Raw genomic sequence first — 17403 nt, 5'->3', positions numbered from 1 at the left:
CAAACACACTCACTCCACCGGGGGCTTTTTTCTTACTGTGATTTCTGCGCTATCTCTCCCTTTGCCTTCCCAATAAATGCTTCGAGTGATACGGCGCCCGTGTCGCCAGCACCGCGCTGACGTACGGCCACGGCTTGCGCTTCTACTTCTTTCGCACCCACTACGAGAAGATATGGAATCTTCATCATCTCTGCGGCGCGGATTTTCTTGCCGATACTTTCGTTCTCATCGCGCAGTTCTACGCGAAATCCTGCAGTGGCGAGCGCGCTCACAACGCTCTGTGCATACTCAAGCTGTTTTTCTGAAATAGGCAGCACGGCAACTTGCACCGGCGCGAGCCAGAGTGGAAATGCTCCCGCAAAGTGTTCGATGGCGATGGAGAGGAAGCGCTCAATGGAACCCATGATTGCGGCGTGGATCATGACGATGCGTTCCTTCTCTGCCTTTTCGTTTACGCAGGTGAGGTCAAAGCGCTCGGGCATGTTCATGTCGAGCTGGATGGTGGCAACTTGCCACTCGCGGCCCAGAGAATCTTGTGCAAGGAAATCGAGCTTCGGTCCATAGAATGCAGCTTCGCCAAGCCCGTCTATTGCGTCGACGTTCTTTTCTTTGACTATGTCTCGCAAAATGCCTTCTGCAGCTTCCCAGCGCTGCGGATCCCCAAGATATTTTTCTGGCTGTGCGGGATCGTGCCGCGAGAGGCGTACGCGGAGCTCAAAGCCAAATGGTGTGTAGAATTCGTGAATAATATCCCAGATCTTCAAGAATTCTTCTCGTGCCTGTGACATGCGGCAAAAGACGTGCGCATCGTCTTGCGCGAAGCTTCGTACGCGAGAGAGGCCTGAAAGCTCACCTGACTGTTCGTCGCGATAGCACATCGTGGTATTCGCATAGCGCTGGGGGAGCTCACGATAGCTCCACTGCTTACGTGCGTAGATCTGCGTGTGGTGCGGGCAGTTCATTGGCTTCATAGCGAACTCATGCTTCTCGCGCGTGGTGATGCGGAAGAGGTCGTCTTTAAATTTCTCCCAGTGGCCCGAGGTGACGTAGAGGTCTTTCTTGGTGATGTGTGGAATCTCTACTTTCATGTAGCCGCGCTTTGCGCGGAGCGACCACACAAAGTCGTCGAGAATGTTGCGGAGAAGGGTTCCTTTTGGTGTCCAGAGCGGCAATCCGGCGCCAACAAGGTCCGAGAAGGTGAAGAGGTCGAGCGCGGGCCCGAGGATTTTATGGTCGCGCTTTTTTGCTTCCTCAACCATGGCGATGTGCGCTTCAAGTTTTTCTTTTGATTCAAAGGCGAGCCCGTAGATGCGCGTCAGCTGTGCTTTGGTTTCGTCGCCGCGCCAGTAGGCGCCTGCGAGCTTCTCAAGCTTAAAGCTATCGGCGGGGATTTCTTGTGCAGGGTTTTCGACGTGGCCTCCACGGCACAGGTCGGTGAATTCGCCGCTCGTGTAGAGGGTGATGGGCTCGCCCTTGGCAACAATCTCTTCGATCATTTCCAGCTTGAAAGGGTTGCCTTTGAACGCTTCGCGCGCCTCATCTGCAGATACTTCTCGATGTGTGAATGAAGTCCACGCAGGAAGCAGCTTACGCATGGTTGCCTCTATTTTTTCAAGGTCATGCTCGCTGACGGGCGTCGGGAAGAGAAAGTCGTAGTAAAACCCATGCTCGATAGCTGGCCCGAGCGTTCGCTGTGCGTCGGGGAAGTGTTTGATAACCGCGGCGGCTAACAGGTGCGCGAGAGAATGCCGAATGTGTTCTAATTGCTGTGCCATAGTTTCTGTAGAATACCGAATAATGCCCACGAATGAAAGGTTTTGACTTATCCATAAAACTGTATTATAATGGCTTCTCTCGTCGTTACATCAAGGAGGGCAGATGAAGCAGAAGACGTTCGAGGAAAAATCCCTCGAGCTGAAGGAGGAGTTCCTGTGTGGCATGCGGGAGCGTGGCGCTTCGCGTGAAGAGGCCATGAGCGTGCTTCACGTGACGGGGCATACCACGGACACCGCTGCGGAGCGCAAGGTGTTCGGCGAACCGCACGGCCTGCGCGCTGCCCACTTGCGCACCGTGCGCCTGGTGCCCGAGGCAACCGCCCGGTTCATCGCCGTTGGCGGCGTGGGATAGGAGGAGGCATGAAGCTCGAAACGAAGGGTCGTCTGGAGAAGATTCTCCAGGACGACATGGCGCGCGGCGTGCCCGTTGCGACCGCGCTCAAGGAGATGGAGCGCGCCGTCGAGGAGCTCAAGCGAGAGATCCTCGTGTCGAATTCGTCTCGTCCTGTGTGCGCCCCTCCCCACGTGTGGTGCCGCGAGGCCCACTAGCTCAAGTTCTTTCCGGGCCGGAGATACCTTAGGGTGTCGCCGGCCTTCTTTTATTTTCCGAGCTCCGCGAGTGACTTAAGTGAATCGCAGAGGAATGAAACACGTCCATCTCGTTCGTTCACTTTTCCTTGTGCGACAAGAATGTGGTTTTCGGTGCAAATGTCTTGAAACTTTGCGAGCACTGTTGGAAAAACTACCGCCTCCATTTTCCCCGTAAGGTCTTCAAGTTCTAGAAACGCCATCGGCTTTCCTGTTTTGGTAATAATCTTTTGCACCCGAGTCACCATACCTCCGATGGCAAATGAGTGCGTGACGCGCGGCACGATATTTTTAATAGGAATGACGCGTTCTTGCGCAAGCTGTGTTTTAAATGAATCGAGCGGATGCTCGGAGACATAGAGTCCGAGAAGCTCTTTTTCCCACGAGAGGCGCGACCATGTCGTTGCTGGTTCTGCCTTCACTAAACTGACTGGAGGAAGCGCCGTTGCAGTGTGTTCACCAAAGAGACTTACTTGACCACTCGACGCATTTTTTTGGTGATCACGTGCGTAGCTGAGAAGATTGTCCATACTCGCCAGTAATGCGCCACGCTCACCAAATGCATCAAGCGCGCCTGATTTAATAAGGCTCTCCAGTGATTTTTTATTGAGGTCCTTTGAAGGAATGCGAGTGACGAAGTCGGCGACGCTGGTGAAGGGGCCGTTCTTTGCACGTTCAGCGATGAGCGCCTGTACGGCATGTTCGCCAACGTTTTTAATGGCGGTGAGCCCAAAGCGGATTGCTGCCGGTGAATCTGAGACGACAGCAAACCTTTCACCACTCTGATTGATGTCAGGAGGGAGGACCTCAATCTTCATGGAGCGGCACTCATCGATTAAAAAGGCAATACGTTCTACGTCACCCGTTTCACTATTCATGAATGAGGCCATGAACTCGGCGGGGAAGTTGGCTTTCAAATAGGCCGTTTGGTAGGCGATGACTGCATAGCATGCGGCATGGCTTCTATTGAACGCATAGCGGTTGAATGGTTCAACGAGTCCCCAGAATGTTTCGGCAACATCTTTCGGGGTTCCAACGCGCGCACATCCGTCTTTAAATTTGCCCTCCTGCTCGTCGAGGAGTGATTTAATCTTCTTGCCAACCGCCTTTCTCATGATGTCCGCTTCAGCAAGGCTGAATCCGGCCAACGCGCGCACGGCGGCCATGAGCTGCTCTTGATATACCATGATGCCGTAGGTGTTTTTGAGGATTGGTTCAAGCGCGGGGTGAAGATAGGTGACTTTACTGCGTCCGTGTTTGCGATTGATGTAGTCGGGGATGAGGTCCATTGGTCCTGGGCGGTACAGGGCGCACATGGCGATGATGTCTTCAATAGTGGTGGGGCGCAGTTCTTTGAGGTAGCGCTTCATGCCGGCGGACTCTAGCTGGAATACTCCTGTTGTTTTTGCCTCTTGCAGGAGTTTGAATGCTTTTGCGTCATCAAGGGGGAGGGCGTCCATGTCTATACTGACGTTGTGACGCTCTTTAATCATAGACAGGGCGCGCTCAATGATGGTGAGGTTGGCAAGTCCTAAAAAGTCCATCTTCAAGAGCCCAAGATCTTCAACAGCATGCATTTCATACTGCGTGATAATGTCGCCATCATCGGTGCCCTGTTGGAGGGGGAGATATTCCGTGAGTGGCTGTGGGGAGATCACTACAGCGCACGCGTGTGTAGATGCATGTCGTGCGACGCCCTCAAGCTTGGCAGCGGAATCAATGAGGCGCTTGATGTCGGGATCTTTATCGTATGCTTCTTTGAGTTCCGCAACACTTTCAAGAGCCTTCGCTAGTTGTCCCGTTTTGTCGCCGCCCGCATTCGGGTTGAACGGGATCATCTTCGCGACGCGATCACAAAAATCATAACTGAGTCCAAGCGCACGACCGGTGTCGCGGATGCTCCCACGAGCAGCCATCGTTCCGAAAGTGATAATCTGCGCGACGTGATCTTTGCCATACTTTTCTGACACGTAGTGCAGTACTTCATCGCGTCGATGATCGGCAAAGTCGAGGTCGATATCAGGCATGGAGATACGCGCGGGGTTCAAGAATCGCTCAAAGAGGAGGCTGTAGTGGAGTGGGTCTATGTTGGTAATGTTTAAAACATAGGCGACAAGACTTCCTGCGGCGGAGCCACGGCCTGGTCCCACAATGATGCCTTGACGCTTTGCCCAGTTCACAAAGTCTTGGACGATGAGGAAGTAGGAGGCGAACCCGGTTTCTTTGATAACCCCCATTTCATAGGCGATACGCTCGGTGACATCAACGCGCTCTGTTTCGCCAAATCGGCGTTTCACGCCTTGTGCGACGAGCTCGGTGAGGTACGCGAAAGCGTCGGTGTGTCCCGTGGGAAGAGGAAACGAGGGGAGTTGTGTTTTGCCGATCTCAATAGTGAGGGAACAGCGATCTGCGATCCTCGCCGTGTTCTCAAATGCCTCGTGCATGACATCTTCTCCCAGTGGTAGAAATTTCTCGCGCATCTCTTCAACGGTGAGAAGGGAGAAGTCATCTTGATTCATACTGAAGCGATCTTTATCGTCGAGCTTATTGCCCGTTTGGACTGCAAGGAGAATGTCGTGGGCCTCTTGATCGTGGTGGTGTGTGTAGTGAGAGTCTTGTGTGGCAACCATAGGGATGTCGAGCTCGCGTGCAAGGCGCACGAGCTGGGGCGTCACCATATTTTGGTCGGGGATGCTGGTGTGCTGTTGGAGCTCAATAAAGAAATTTCCTTTTCCAAAAATGTCTTCATACTCACGCGCTTTTGCGCACGCAGCGGGGTAATCATTGCCAGTGAGCGCACGTGAGATTTCTCCGGCAAGACATGCCGAAAGGCCAATGAGTCCTTTACTGTGCTGGCGCAGAATTTCTTTGTCGATGCGCGGCTTGTAGTAGAAGCCTTCAAGGTGCGCTGCCGTAACCAGCTTCATGAGGTTGCGGTAGCCTTCATTTGTTTCTGCAAGGAGGATAAGGTGATAGCGTTGATCATCGATCCCGGGTCGTTTGTCATGTCGCGATCCGCTCGTGATGTACATTTCACACCCGATGATTGGCTTGATGCCGGCCTTTGTTGCTTTTTTATAAAACTCAATAGCGCCATACATGACGCCGTGGTCCGTAATGGCGACTGAATCCATCCCAGCCTCTTTGACGCGTGAGACAATGGCATCAACCTTTGAAAGGCCGTCGAGGAGGGAGTAGTGCGAATGGGTGTGCAAATGAGTGAACCGCATGCGTCCCCATTGTGGCCCGACCAGAGGCTGTCTGCAATGGATAACCGATGACGCTTGCAGGGGGCATCTTTCCGTGGTATTCTGTGCCTCACGTATGGCAGTACCACGACACCATTTGGCCAAAGGCCGACAGGGTCGCCGTCGCAGCCACCTGGCACGAAAGCCAGCAGGGTTGAGCGCGTGCGGACACTGTAAAAAAATGATTCGCCCCCACACAACCTGCAAATACTGTGGGTATTACAAAGGGCGTCAGGTAGTGGACGTTGTTGGCAAGGCGCTCCGCAAGCAGGAGAAAGCCCGTCAGCGCACCGCATCCTAGGTTTTCAAGCATGGCATCACGACACCTCTCTCGATCGATCGCACTGCAGACACTCTACGAGTGGGATTTCCGAGACAAAAATGAGGAGAAGTTAGATGCTGTTATTGAAAAGAATCTCGTCGAATTCGGAACCGGACTCGACGACGCACAGTTCGTCCGCGACCTTATCAAGGGCGTTTTGGCGCATCGCGAAGCGCTCGACCAGATTATTGAAAAAGCGGCGCCTGCATGGCCGCTCGATCAGATCGCAATTGTTGATCGCAACATTCTCCGCCTCGGTCTCTATGAGCTTTTGTTCGGAGATCGTTCCGCGGTTCCTCCGAAAGTTGCTATTAATGAGGCGATTGAACTGGCAAAATCATTTGGCGGCGAGGCATCAGGACGATTTGTGAATGGTGTTTTAGGGACGGTCTATCGTGAGATCGGGGAGCCAGGAAAAGACGACGCCCCCCATCGCAGTGAGGGCGCAAAAAAGCCTTCAGATTCCGCTGATACCGCAGAGGCAGACAGCGCACATGACAGTGCACAATCGTAAGTTGTGAATCGTCATGTTCTCTGTTGCCATGCGTGAACCTCGCATGGAACACGACGCACTTCTTGCCCGCCTTCAAGAGGCTATCGGGCATACGTTCGCACAGCCAGAGCTACTCAAGCAGGCGGTGACGCACCGCTCCTACCTCAACGAGAATCCTTCGTGGCCATTGGATCACAATGAGCGTCTTGAGTTTTTGGGCGACGCCGTACTGGAGCTTGTGGTGACGGAGCACCTCTACCAAACATACCCAAATCCCGAAGGGGAGCTTACGAATTGGCGCGCAGCGCTCGTGAACGCCAATACGCTGGCCATTATCGCGAGCGACCTTGCGCTGAATGAGTGCATGCTCCTTTCTAAGGGGGAGGCTCGTGATATCGGTCGCGCACGACAGTACATTCTCGCAAATGCTATGGAAGCACTCATTGGTGCTGTATATCTAGACGGAGGGTATGCTCCCGCGGCAGCCCTTATCCAAACGCACGTACTGAGCCGCCTTCCTGATATTATTGAAAAGCGTCTTTATCGCGACCCAAAGAGCGTCTTGCAAGAAGAGGCGCAAGAGCGCGTCAGCGCCACGCCCACATATGAAGTGCTTGAAGAGTGGGGCCCAGATCATGCGAGACATTTCCGTGTCGGGGTGCTCCTAAACGGCGAGCAGGTTGGCGTAGGCGAGGGTCCATCGAAGCAAGATGCACAACAGGCGGCAGCGCAGGACGCTCTCGCAAGGAAAAAGTGGGGGAAATAGGGCATGGGGCATGATGCAGCACAGAGGTCCCTCCGACTCCCGTCGCAGTCCCAGCGGGACTGCGCGGTCTCACTCGCCCTCGCTCGTCTCCTCACGGAGACACCCTGCCCGCTCGGGCTCCGAATGGTCTCGGGACCCCTATGCTTTTCATGCCCAAAAGGCTGAGGCCATTACCGAATGGCGCTACTTGTCTTTTTTTGAGTCTGTGCTAGTATATTCCGCACCATGTTAATGATCCGTCTCCAACGCGTTGGCAAGAAGAAACAAGCCTATTTTCGCGTTGTGCTCACTGAGCACACCAAAAAGCCCCAGGGTGAATACCAGGAGCTTTTGGGTACCTATGATCCGCACGCAAAGAGGCTTGCGGCGCAAACTGAGCGCATTACGTTCTGGCTGAGCCAAGGCGCACTCTTGAGCCCAACGGCTAATAATCTTCTCGCAAATCACAAGATTCTTGACCGCGAGAAAGTGCAGAGTTGGAAGCCAAAGAAGAAAGCGGCGACGGCGTAATGCCCGAGCAGAGAACGAGGGCCACGGGGCCCTCGTTGTGTTTTATCCCATGGAAGTTATTCGCTGTACCCCCGACACTATCTCCGAAGACATTGTCCAACGTGTGACGTGGGTGCTCTCTCGTGGTGGCGTTGCTATGCTTCCCACTGATACGCTTTATGCGTTGTGCGCTAATGCACTCAATGAAAAAGATGTGCGCCACGTGTTTCGCATTAAAGGGAGGCCAGAGCATAAGCCAGTACCCGTTGGCGTGCGTGATGATCGGTGGGCGACAGAGCTTGCGCATGTGAACACCAGGCAAGGGGCCTTCCTTAAGGCTGTGTGGCCTGGTCCCGTTTGTGTAGTGCTTGAAGCGCGCGATATCGTGCCACAGATCGTTACGGCGCACACGCAGGCGGTTGCGCTTCGGGCCCCCGCTGCTCCTCTCGTTGACGCCGTGCTTCGGTCATTCGGGTACCCAATCACGCTCACATTGGCGAATGTTTCAGGGCAGGAGCCGCTTCGTGATGTTGAGAGCATCTTGGCATCGTTTTCTCGTCTCAAACCTGATATTGTGATTGACGTGGGAACGCTGCCTGCATCGGCCCCGTCTACCATTGTAGATCTCACGGGGGCGCAGCCGCGCATTACGCGCGTTGGTGCAGCAAAACCAGAAGACCTACTCCGTACATTCTCGCTCATTACTCATGCAACAGAAGCCCATGGCAACCATTCTTGATGGCACTATCATCGCGGAGCACATGCATGAGCGTATTCGCGCGCGCGTTGATGCGCTTGGCGTCGCGCCCATGCTCGCGGCAGTGTCTGTGGGAAAAAATCCCGCGGTTGAAAAGTTTATTGCTATCAAAAAGAAGGCCGCTGAACGGTGCGGCATATTGTTTTCATCATACGTTCTCGAAGATGTTTCTGATGCGAGCTTGCGCGAGACCATTGCGTTTCTCAATGCAGATGATGAAGTAACCGGCATCTTTTTAGAGCTTCCATTGCCTCTTGGTATGGACTCAAGTGTATGTATGGATCTCATTGATCCTCGTAAGGATGTTGATGTGCTCACTTCCCAGCGCCGCGCGATGTTCCATGCCGATCCCGCTGGTCTCGTGCTCTTGCCTCCAACGGTACGAGCGTTGCGTGAAGTGTGCGAGTTGCGCGGTGTTGTGTTGCCCGGCATGCAGTGTGCTGTCGTGGGCGGGGGCCAGCTCGTTGGCGAGCCCGTCGCGCGCTGGCTTCAGGCGCAAGGTGCAGTCGTTGCGGTTATTGATGAGTACACAAAAGATCCCGCCACAATCGCATCACGTGCAGACCTCATTGTTTCAGGAGTAGGTAAGCCAAAACTGATTACGAAAAAATGGATCAAAGAAGGTGCGACAGTGATTGATTTTGGCTACGCACTCCAGAAAGGAAAGGTAGTGGGGGATGTGGACGCAACATCGGTTGCTTCGCTTACCGACCTTCTCACTCCTGTGCCCAGCGGCATGGGGCCTATTATGGTTGCCGCAATGCTTGAAAATCTCTGCGAGCTCTAGGTGCGGGGCCTGTAGTTTTTTCCAAATGAGTTCCAGGGAAGTTTGATGGTAGGGATGGGGAGCGTATCTAAAACCCATTGTCCGTACGTGTTGCTATTGGGGCCGAGGATGAAATAAGTATCCCGCAATGGATATTCTGTTGGTGAGTTTTCTATACGTTGAGCGAGTAGTTCTGCGGTCTCGCCCTCAACTACTTCGAGAAGCGTAGCATTCCAGCGTGGAGCGTAGAAAAAGGGAAAAATGTTGATGCCAGAGAATGGAGGGAAGGCATCTTTAAAAATGTGGCCCCAATGCTGTGCGGATCGTGATTTTTTCTGAAAAAGCACCTCCCATCGCGAGAGCGTGCCGTGTCGATTAACGACGAACCAAGGGTGCGCACCGATGTTCGTTGGGATATTCGCAGGGCACGTGAATACAAACACCTGCACTTTTGTTGGGTCTACGAGCTTATGGAACGTGGCTTCTTGGGGGGTCATCTGATCTGGTGCCGAGGGAGGGACTTGAACCCTCACGAGGTTGCCCTCAATGGATTTTGAGTCCATCGTGTCTGCCATTCCACCACCCCGGCATTTTTTCGCTTCACTGTGTTCCGCTGTAAAAGCGGAGCGGGGTTGTGGCCCGGGTTTCTGTTGAAACCCGTTGATATCTGTGCATGATGCTCGATATCAACCCACCCCGGCATTTTTTCGCTTCACTGTGTTCCGCTGTAAAAGCGGAGCGGGGTTGTGGCCCGGGTTTCTGTTGAAACCCGTTGATATCTGTGCATGATGCTCGATATCAACCCACCCCGGCATTTTTTCGCTTCACTGCGCTAACTACTGCGGGCATAGCGTACCACGGAAAAGCCGGTTTTTCAACGCTTCTTCATTGCCCCCCGTATGCCTGCGTGCTACGATGCAGGTACAGCTATGGCCCGCGTTATCGCAGTGTGCAACCAGAAGGGGGGCGTAGGAAAAACAACGACGGCTATCAACACTGCCGCATATTTGGCGGCGCTCGGAAAGTATGTGCTTTTGGTAGATTTAGACTCTCAAGCAAACGCAACATTAGGCTTGGGATTGGGCCACGAAGACAATGAAGGCGCGAATGTGTACCACGTGCTTGTCAGTGATCAAAATCCGCAACGCATCCTAAAGCGCACGCAGCTTTTTGGGTTTGATGTGCTACCCGCGGCGCAGAATCTTGCGGGCGCTACCGTTGAACTCGTGTCTATGGATGCTCGCGAGAGTCGTCTCAAGCGTGCGATTGACGCAGTGCGGCACAACTATGACTACGTGCTCATTGATTGCCCGCCATCACTTGGCCTTCTCACTATTAACGCGCTTGCGGCTGCGGAGAAGGTGATGATCCCAGTGCAGTGTGAATATTTTGCGCTTGAAGGATTGGGGCAGCTATTGCGCACTGTCGAGTTGGTGCGCAATGGATTGAATCATGATTTGCAAGTACTCGGTGTGGTGCTTACAATGTATGACAAGCGTAACCAGTTGGCGAACCAAGTCGTGAACGAAGTGATGAAACATTTCCCGGGCCGAGTGTTTTCTTCAGTCATTCCGCGCACCGTATCGCTTGCAGAGGCGCCGAGTTTTGGAAAAACAATTCTTCAGTTCGATCCGTATTCAAAAGCAGCGTACGCATACCGACAGCTTGCAGAAGAAATTATTAAACTGGCGTAATTATGGTGAAAAAATTATTTGGACTTGGTAAGGGGCTCGGATCGCTCATTCCTGCAGACTCAAGCGTGCGGAGCGCAGAGGCGACTGCAGTGAAAGAGAGTGTCTTTTATATTGAAGTCGGCAAGATTCGTCCGAACCCAGATCAGCCGCGCCAGGATTTTGACGCAGATGCGTTGAAGGAACTTTCGAATTCTATCCGGCGCTATGGGGTGCTCCAGCCGCTTTTGGTTTCAAAGAAAGAGGATCATGGTCCGCGGGGCATGGACGTGTTCTATGAGCTTATTGCCGGTGAACGTCGTTTACGCGCAGCGCAGATGGCGGGTCTACCAACCGTTCCTGTTATCATCAAAGACGATCTTGGCAATGAGAAGTCTACGCGCCTTCAGGTAGCGCTCATTGAAAACGTACAGCGCGATGATCTGAACGGCATGGAAGAAGCGGAAGCTTATGCTCGTCTCGCAAGCGAGTTTGGCCTTACCCAGCAAGAAATTGCTCAAAAAGTGGGGAAGTCTCGTGAAACGGTGGCCAACACCATGCGTCTCATGAAGTTGCCGGATAACATTAAACAGGCGATTCGTAGTGGGAAAATTGGCGCTACGCATGGGCGCGCACTCTTGGCGTTCTCTGACCCTACGAAGCAGCAAGAAATGTTCCGGCGCATCGTTGAGGACGGGTTTTCAAAGTCTGACATCGAACTTGCTTCGTCACGTGATAAGGGCGGCCGTGCGGGTACGAACGCAGATCGTCGGTTTGAAGAGCTTCAGAGTACGCTGTGTGAGCGCTTAAAAGCCCCGGTACTTATCAAGACGGGCGCTCGTGGCGGACAAATTGTTATTCGCTTCGCAGATCACGAAGAGCTCAACCTCATCGCTCGAAATATTATTGACTAATCTGCATTCCACTTTGCAGACACAAGCCGCTCCTTGGGGGCGGTTTGTGCGTTTGTGCACGTGCGTGCGTGTACAGTAATGCCCTTGCCGCGGGTGATGTATCCGATAATGCGCTCGGGTTGCTCTGGGGCGCAGCACTTGCCAATACGCCACGGGAGCGTTGGGTCGTGCGCCACGATAAGCGCTTGAGTGCGCTGGGGTGCCTTGGTTGATTTCTTTCTTTTCTGTTGCTTGCGAGGCGTCCGCGCTTCAGGGAAAAACTTTTTTACTACTTCAGATGCGCTTACATCCCCCACGCTGATACGAGAAAGGAGTCCATCAGTGGTGCGCGCGGAATAGGTATGAATCATCTGGACAATAGTTGCGCGCGGGATACTATCCCACGCAATGCCAATGCGTCGGAGTTCTTTTGCGAGAAGGGCCTTCCCGTTGGCTATCATGGTTCGTGGGTCATTATTCTTGAACCATGACTGAATGCTTTGCCGTGCGTGCGATGTGCGTACAAATGCCAACCAGTCAAAGGACGGCTTTTGCGTTTTACTTTTGAGAACCTCAACGACGTCTCCATTATGCAAAGAGGCACTCAGTGGTGCGATTGCCCCATTTATTTTTGCCCCTACGATCGCGTGCCCAAGATTTGTGTGTACCGCGTATGCAAAGTCGACCGGAGTCGAGCCTTCGGGGAGGTCTTTTACGTCGCCTTGTGGCGTGAATACATACATGCGGTTTTTCAAAAAGTCGCTAGTTGCGCGCGCCATGCCAGAGCTTGTTTTAATATCTTTGAGGGTGTCGCGAAGAGAGGCAACCCACGCGGCGTGATTGGTGTCGGCGGTAAATCCTCGTACCTTTCCTGACTCGCTATACGCCCAGTGCGCCGCAATACCATGCTCTGCATGCGCGTGCATATCCGGAGTTCGTATTTGTATTTCGGTGACGCGGCCTTCTTCACAAAACACTGTCGTGTGGAGCGAGCGATACCCGTTTGGCTTCGGGAGGGCGATATAGTCTTTAATGCGGCCTGGAAGAGGTTTATAGCGGGCGTGGATGGCGCCTAGGGCTTCATAGCATGCGGGAATTGAATCTACGATGACGCGCAGCGCCACGAGATCGAAAATGGTGTCGAGCGTTGTGAGGCCGTCGCGTTGCATTTTTTGGTACAAACTCCATGTATGTTTTGCGCGTGCATGAATATCGCGCACGCGCACGCCGGCGAGATCAAGGGTTCGTGCAACAATGGGGGTGATGCGTTTGGTATAGGCGAGACGGTCATCATAGGTCTCATGTACCAGTGAAGAAAGGTGAGCATGGGCTTCGGGGTACGCATATGGGAAGGCAAGATCCTCAAGCTCGCCACGCATTGTTCCCATGCCAAGCCGAGAAGCGATGGGCGCATAAATCTCTATCGTCTCTCGCGCGATACGCTGGCGGTCTTCTTCAGGAAGCGCATCGAGGGTCATGAGGTTGTGCCGGCGGTCGGCGAGTTTAATGATGATGACGCGCAGATCTTCCGCCATGGCAAAGACGAGGTTTTTAAAAGAGGCTACATATGCATCGTGTGCTTCCGCTGTGGTGCGAGGCGCAAAGGGAAGGTGTGAAAGCTTTGTGACGCCTTGTACAAGGAAGAGCACGTCATTCCCGCATGCGCGCGCAATCTCTGCTTGGTCTGTTGCGGTATCTTCAAGCACATCGTGGAGGAGTGCTGCGGCAATAGTTGCAGCATCCATACCAAGTGTTGCAAGGTGTTGTGCGATGGCGATTGGGTGCGAGAGATAGGGCTCTCCGCTTTTTCGCGTTTGCATCGCATGCGCGCGTTGTGCGATAGCAAAAGCGTGCACGATGCGTTCGCGCTCTTCGTCACCAAAGCGCCGCGCACGATGTAGGGTTTCTAAAAATGATGCTCCAGATTCCGGGAGGGTCATAGTAATCATGTATGGTACACCCGGGCGAGCTCTTTGCAAGAAAAAGCGCCACCTCATAGGGAGAGGTGGCGCCCGTGCAGGGGCCGTCACCCTTCGGTGCGGGGCCACTGCGGGAGTTTGTTTAGGTTATGCTTCCAGTAGCTCCACAAGGGGAGCTTACTGTCCTTTTTCGAGACGATTGGCGCACACTCTTTGGGCCATGGAAGGCTGAGGTCTGGATCGTCGAAGCGAACGCCGCCTTCATTGTGGGGCTGCCATGCGCTGGTCGTGTGATATACCAGGGTTGTAGGACAAAGCGCCATGAATCCGTGAGCGACTCCTGGCGGGACGTAGAGTGATTGCGCGACCACATCTTCGTGCGTCGTGTCCTGGAGTAGGACTTCATGAGTGGCGCCAAAAGTAGGCGACCCATGACGGACATCAAGGATGATGTCTAGAATCCTACCAGAAAGTACGGTGATGAGCTTTCCCTGCCCATGCTGCCAGTGCATGCCTCGCACGGCGCCCATGAACGACACGGAGCTGTTCGTCTGTCCGCCTGCGAACGTGATTGCGCGACCCCGCGGGGGCCGTATTCCTCCCGCAGGCAAGAGTTCAGAGAACTGGCCGCGTTCGTCATGGTACAGAGGACGATCCACTAGGAGCGCCCCTCTAATCTCGCGAATCTCATGCGTCTTTTGCGGCGGATAGATGTACACCCAACCCACCTCCTTGGCGCAGAGAATACGCTATTTCTCTTGCTCGTCAAGCTTCGCGACCGGTGCGTCACGCTCTTCCTTCGGAAGCTTTCTGATGTTCTTACACTTTGGATAGCGAGAGCAGCCGATAAACTTCCCAAAGCGTCCCGTGCGCATCACGAGATCTCCCTCACCACACTTGTCACATTTTTCTCCCGTTGGCTCTGGCGGCGGCGTATCCTTTTTCTCTTTGAGTACGTTCTTACAGGTGGGGAAGTTAGAGCACGCGATGAATTTCCCAAAGCGACCACGCTTTACTACCATGGGGCTTCCGCATTTGTCGCAAACCTTATCGGTGGTTTCGACGTCAGCAGCTTTTGCATCTTTCGCGATATCCATTTTCGCAGCGAGTGTTTGCGCGAACGGATCATAGAATTCTTTTACTACGGGCACCCACTCTTCTTTGCCTTCGGCGATGTCATCCAGTTTTGCCTCCATGTGTGATGTGAAATGGGTGTCCACGATAGCGGGGAAGTGCTCAACCAAGAAGTCGGTGACAAGCATGCCAATATCCATGGGCACAAATGAGCGCGACTTATCCTTTTCGACATATCCACGATCTACAATCGTTGAAATAATAGACGCATACGTTGAAGGTCGTCCGATGCCTTCTTTCTCCAAAACTTTAATGAGCGACGCTTCATTGAATCGTGCAGGTGGTTTTGTAAAGTGTTGTTCGGGGAGGAGCGCTTCGAGTGTGAGAGCATCATTTGCTTTTACAATCGGAAGTGGCGTTTCCTCAAAGGAGGATGGATAAATCTTTGTGAAGCCATCAAATGTCATAATGCTTCCCGTAGCACGGAAGTCGTAGACGTGCTCACTGCCTTCGCGCGATGCGCGTACGTCGATGCCGGTAGAATCGATCCGTGCTTGTGGCATCTGGCTTGCGATGAAGCGCCGCCAAATAAGGTCATACAGTTTTGCCTGACGAGGATCGAGTTCTTTTGCCATTTCTTCTGGGGTACGGAATGGATCCGTTGGGCGAACGGCTTCGTGGGCCTCCTGTGCGCCTTTAGACTTTGTCTTAAAAGTGCGTCGTTGGTAGTACTGCGCCCCAAGGTTTTCAGTAATATACGTCGCTGCTTTTGCGAGGGACTCTTCGGAGAGATTCACGGAGTCCGTACGCATGTACGTAATGTATCCAGCTTCGTAGAGGCGCTGGGCGAGCATCATGGTCTGCTTTGATGAAAAGCGGAGGCGTCGCGACGCTGTTTGTTGCATGGTGCTCGTGGTGAATGGCGCCATCGGTGAGCGCGTAACCTCGGTGCGCTGTACGTCCTGTACCTGCCACTTCGCCCCCTCGAGATCTTTAGTGATAATATCGGCGTGTGTCTGTGATGCGATATCCATGTCACCCAATGGCTTTCCATCGACGCCAGTGAGATGCGCGGTAAAGGATGTTCCGGCCTCTGGGAGGAGCGTTGCGTCAACGGTCCAATACTCTTGTGGCTTGAATGCCTGGATCTCTCGCTCGCGATCCACAATAATGCGGAGTGCGACTGACTGTACGCGCCCTGCCGAAAGGCCGCGATAGTAGCGCTTCCAAAGAAGTGGTGAGAGTTTATATCCCACAAGGCGATCCAGGATACGTCGCGCCTGTTGTGCATCCACGAGACTTTGGTCAATGGTGCGCGGATGTTCAAGTGCGTGGAGGATGGCCTCTTTTGTAATTTCATGAAAAACGATGCGCTGAATATCTTTTCCTTCTTCTGTCTTCTTTTTCTTCGTACCCGAAAGTCCGAGCGCCTCAAGGAGGTGCCATGCGATTGATTCTCCTTCGCGGTCTTCATCGGTCGCCAGCACAACAGTGTCTGCTTTTGCCGCCTCCTTCTTTAAGAGTGAGAGGTTCTTTTTTGCTTTTGTGGGGACCACATACTTCGGCGTGAAATCATGTTCAACATCAATACCGAGATCACTCTTGGGGAGGTCGCGCACATGACCAAAAGAAGAGAGAACGACAACATCTCCCGTGATATAACGGGAGATTGTCTTTGCTTTTGTTGGGCTTTCTACGATGACTAATTTCATGAAGTGATGCGCCACGTGTCCGGTGCGCTTTGAATAATATGTTTTGCGAGAGCGAGATGGGTAATAGCTACAAAAAGTTCGCTTGAAGAGACTGCAAGGGCGCGAGTGAGATGATCAATGTGCTGCGGTCCATGCGCGGCGAGCTCTGCAACGATGCGTTGCTGGAGGTCATCTTGTATGCGCGCTCTTCGCGATGGCTGTATTGAGAACAGGTCGTCATATGCATGAATGACATCTTCCGCTCCCATGATCGGCGTGGCACCATCTCGAATGAGGCGATTTGGCCCCGCAGAGCGGGGCGAGAGAATGCTGCCGGGCACCGCGAAGACGTCGCGGTTCTGTTCGGCGGCACAGCGTGCGGTGATCAATGCGCCACTCTTTTCGTTTGCCTCGGTAACAATAATGCCTCGAGAGAGCCCACTAATAATTCGGTTTCTTTCTGGAAACATGTAGTCACGGGCGGGCGTGCCTGGCTCGTACTCTGATAGTATAAGGCCCTCGGCCGCAATGATCTCGCGTGCAAGTGAGCGGTGGCTTGGTGGGTAGAGTACGCTCTCATGAACGCCAGAGCCGATAACGGCAATAGTGTGGGCATGTGCCGCAAGCGCTGCGCGGTGGGCGATGCCATCAATGCCAAGTGCAAGACCACTGACAATAACAGCGCCCGCATGTGCAAGCGCCGTCGCAATGGTGTGCGTGACATCTTTTCCATAAGACGTCGGCATGCGCGATCCGACAATTCCGATGCACGTTTCGCTCGCAAGGAGCGCGATGTTGCCGCGGCAGTAGAGTATGCGCGGTGGATTGGGAATGTGCCGCAGGCGCTCGGGGTAACGGGCGTCGGTGATCGCTATGTGCGTAACACCAGAAGTGCGCATGCTTGAGACTAGCATACGGATGTTTTAAAAGCGCGTCAATTTTTACTCTCGCA

At 53.5% G+C, this 17403-nt stretch carries 16 protein-coding genes and 1 tRNA gene; 10 read left to right on the top strand and 7 right to left on the bottom strand.

Translation table 11 applies throughout. The features are described 5' to 3' along the window. Nucleotides 1-32 precede the first annotated feature (32 nt). Nucleotides 33-1775 carry a threonine--tRNA ligase gene (gene thrS / locus QY311_01570; protein WKZ27428.1) on the bottom strand — a complete coding sequence of 581 codons (1743 nt, stop codon included), beginning with the start codon at nucleotides 1773-1775 and terminating at the stop codon, nucleotides 33-35. 103 nt (nucleotides 1776-1878) lie between these two features. Here thrS and QY311_01565 point away from each other — a divergent pair, with 103 nt between their 5' ends. Both QY311_01565 and QY311_01560 read left to right on the top strand, forming a co-directional pair. Continuing rightward, a complete protein-coding gene (locus QY311_01565) occupies nucleotides 1879-2127 on the top strand; it encodes a hypothetical protein (GenBank protein WKZ27427.1) in 249 nt (82 codons plus the stop codon). 8 nt (nucleotides 2128-2135) lie between these two features. Next, the gene (locus QY311_01560) at nucleotides 2136-2324 is read left to right on the top strand and encodes a hypothetical protein (GenBank protein ID WKZ27426.1); all 189 of its coding nucleotides are present in this window, start codon (nucleotides 2136-2138) and stop codon (nucleotides 2322-2324) included. A gap of 50 nt (nucleotides 2325-2374) precedes the next feature. On the opposite strand, the gene QY311_01555 is transcribed toward QY311_01560, so the two are convergent. Next, complete coding sequence (locus QY311_01555) at nucleotides 2375-5593, bottom strand: DNA polymerase III subunit alpha (protein WKZ27425.1); 3219 nt, start codon at nucleotides 5591-5593, stop codon at nucleotides 2375-2377. A gap of 94 nt (nucleotides 5594-5687) precedes the next feature. Between QY311_01555 and rpmF the strand changes: the two genes are divergently transcribed. The 6 genes from rpmF to QY311_01525 all read left to right on the top strand — a co-directional run bounded on the left by rpmF (nucleotide 5688) and on the right by QY311_01525 (nucleotide 9225). Next, nucleotides 5688-5912, top strand: coding sequence for a 50S ribosomal protein L32 (rpmF, locus tag QY311_01550; protein WKZ27424.1), 225 nt, complete (start codon nucleotides 5688-5690; stop codon nucleotides 5910-5912). 10 nt (nucleotides 5913-5922) lie between these two features. After that, on the top strand, nucleotides 5923-6447 hold the full coding sequence (gene nusB, locus QY311_01545; protein ID WKZ27423.1) for a transcription antitermination factor NusB: 525 nt from the start codon (nucleotides 5923-5925) through the stop codon (nucleotides 6445-6447). A 28-nt stretch (nucleotides 6448-6475) separates the two neighbouring features. Further along, nucleotides 6476-7192 carry a ribonuclease III gene (gene rnc, locus QY311_01540; protein ID WKZ27422.1) on the top strand — a complete coding sequence of 239 codons (717 nt, stop codon included), beginning with the start codon at nucleotides 6476-6478 and terminating at the stop codon, nucleotides 7190-7192. Between the two features lie 225 nt (nucleotides 7193-7417). Continuing rightward, nucleotides 7418-7702 carry a 30S ribosomal protein S16 gene (gene rpsP, locus QY311_01535; protein WKZ27421.1) on the top strand — a complete coding sequence of 95 codons (285 nt, stop codon included), beginning with the start codon at nucleotides 7418-7420 and terminating at the stop codon, nucleotides 7700-7702. 49 nt (nucleotides 7703-7751) lie between these two features. Then, on the top strand, nucleotides 7752-8420 hold the full coding sequence (locus QY311_01530) for an L-threonylcarbamoyladenylate synthase (GenBank protein WKZ27420.1): 669 nt from the start codon (nucleotides 7752-7754) through the stop codon (nucleotides 8418-8420). Further along, a complete protein-coding gene (locus QY311_01525) occupies nucleotides 8389-9225 on the top strand; it encodes a bifunctional 5,10-methylenetetrahydrofolate dehydrogenase/5,10-methenyltetrahydrofolate cyclohydrolase (protein WKZ27419.1) in 837 nt (278 codons plus the stop codon). Before QY311_01530 ends, QY311_01525 begins: the two co-directional genes overlap by 32 nt. Here QY311_01525 and QY311_01520 read toward each other — a convergent pair. Further along, entirely contained in the window at nucleotides 9222-9701 is a 480-nt protein-coding gene (locus QY311_01520; protein ID WKZ27418.1) for a DUF3750 domain-containing protein, read from the bottom strand. The two genes, QY311_01525 and QY311_01520, sit on opposite strands and share 4 nt — an antisense overlap. A 6-nt stretch (nucleotides 9702-9707) precedes the next feature. After that, nucleotides 9708-9793: transfer RNA gene (locus tag QY311_01515), tRNA-Leu, on the bottom strand. 340 nt (nucleotides 9794-10133) lie between these two features. Here QY311_01515 and QY311_01510 point away from each other — a divergent pair. After that, a complete protein-coding gene (locus tag QY311_01510) occupies nucleotides 10134-10898 on the top strand; it encodes a ParA family protein (GenBank protein WKZ27417.1) in 765 nt (254 codons plus the stop codon). Nucleotides 10899-10900: 2 nt separating this feature from the next. Beyond that, nucleotides 10901-11788: a ParB/RepB/Spo0J family partition protein gene (locus QY311_01505; GenBank protein WKZ27416.1), complete on the top strand. Its 888-nt coding sequence runs from the start codon at nucleotides 10901-10903 to the stop codon at nucleotides 11786-11788. Here the strand turns inward: QY311_01505 and QY311_01500 are convergent. From QY311_01500 to dprA, 3 genes are all read right to left on the bottom strand, one after another. After that, the gene (locus QY311_01500) at nucleotides 11785-13707 is read right to left on the bottom strand and encodes a RelA/SpoT family protein (protein WKZ27415.1); all 1923 of its coding nucleotides are present in this window, start codon (nucleotides 13705-13707) and stop codon (nucleotides 11785-11787) included. The genes QY311_01505 and QY311_01500 overlap by 4 nt on opposite strands. 728 nt (nucleotides 13708-14435) lie before the next feature. Continuing rightward, nucleotides 14436-16472, bottom strand: a complete 2037-nt coding sequence (gene topA / locus QY311_01495) for a type I DNA topoisomerase (GenBank protein ID WKZ27414.1) — start codon at nucleotides 16470-16472, stop codon at nucleotides 14436-14438. Then, nucleotides 16469-17350: a DNA-processing protein DprA gene (dprA, locus tag QY311_01490; GenBank protein WKZ27413.1), complete on the bottom strand. Its 882-nt coding sequence runs from the start codon at nucleotides 17348-17350 to the stop codon at nucleotides 16469-16471. The genes topA and dprA overlap by 4 nt, the downstream gene beginning before the upstream one ends. Nucleotides 17351-17403: the final 53 nt, after the last annotated feature.

The sequence above is a fragment of the Candidatus Paceibacterota bacterium genome, from assembly GCA_030583765.1.
In the GTDB taxonomy this organism is placed as follows: Bacteria; Patescibacteriota; Minisyncoccia; order 2-02-FULL-40-12; family GWA2-44-9.
This window is presented reverse-complemented; position numbering and strand designations above follow the sequence as displayed.

Coding starts and splice junctions, on each gene's coding strand:
- thrS (WKZ27428.1), bottom strand. CDS start 1,775: ATGGCACAGCAATTAGAACACATTCGGCATTCTCTCGCGCACCTGTTA.
- QY311_01565 (WKZ27427.1), top strand. CDS start 1,879: ATGAAGCAGAAGACGTTCGAGGAAAAATCCCTCGAGCTGAAGGAGGAG.
- QY311_01560 (WKZ27426.1), top strand. CDS start 2,136: ATGAAGCTCGAAACGAAGGGTCGTCTGGAGAAGATTCTCCAGGACGAC.
- QY311_01555 (WKZ27425.1), bottom strand. CDS start 5,593: ATGCGGTTCACTCATTTGCACACCCATTCGCACTACTCCCTCCTCGAC.
- rpmF (WKZ27424.1), top strand. CDS start 5,688: ATGGCAGTACCACGACACCATTTGGCCAAAGGCCGACAGGGTCGCCGT.
- nusB (WKZ27423.1), top strand. CDS start 5,923: ATGGCATCACGACACCTCTCTCGATCGATCGCACTGCAGACACTCTAC.
- rnc (WKZ27422.1), top strand. CDS start 6,476: ATGCGTGAACCTCGCATGGAACACGACGCACTTCTTGCCCGCCTTCAA.
- rpsP (WKZ27421.1), top strand. CDS start 7,418: ATGTTAATGATCCGTCTCCAACGCGTTGGCAAGAAGAAACAAGCCTAT.
- QY311_01530 (WKZ27420.1), top strand. CDS start 7,752: ATGGAAGTTATTCGCTGTACCCCCGACACTATCTCCGAAGACATTGTC.
- QY311_01525 (WKZ27419.1), top strand. CDS start 8,389: ATGCAACAGAAGCCCATGGCAACCATTCTTGATGGCACTATCATCGCG.
- QY311_01520 (WKZ27418.1), bottom strand. CDS start 9,701: ATGACCCCCCAAGAAGCCACGTTCCATAAGCTCGTAGACCCAACAAAA.
- QY311_01510 (WKZ27417.1), top strand. CDS start 10,134: ATGGCCCGCGTTATCGCAGTGTGCAACCAGAAGGGGGGCGTAGGAAAA.
- QY311_01505 (WKZ27416.1), top strand. CDS start 10,901: ATGGTGAAAAAATTATTTGGACTTGGTAAGGGGCTCGGATCGCTCATT.
- QY311_01500 (WKZ27415.1), bottom strand. CDS start 13,707: ATGACCCTCCCGGAATCTGGAGCATCATTTTTAGAAACCCTACATCGT.
- topA (WKZ27414.1), bottom strand. CDS start 16,472: ATGAAATTAGTCATCGTAGAAAGCCCAACAAAAGCAAAGACAATCTCC.
- dprA (WKZ27413.1), bottom strand. CDS start 17,350: ATGCGCACTTCTGGTGTTACGCACATAGCGATCACCGACGCCCGTTAC.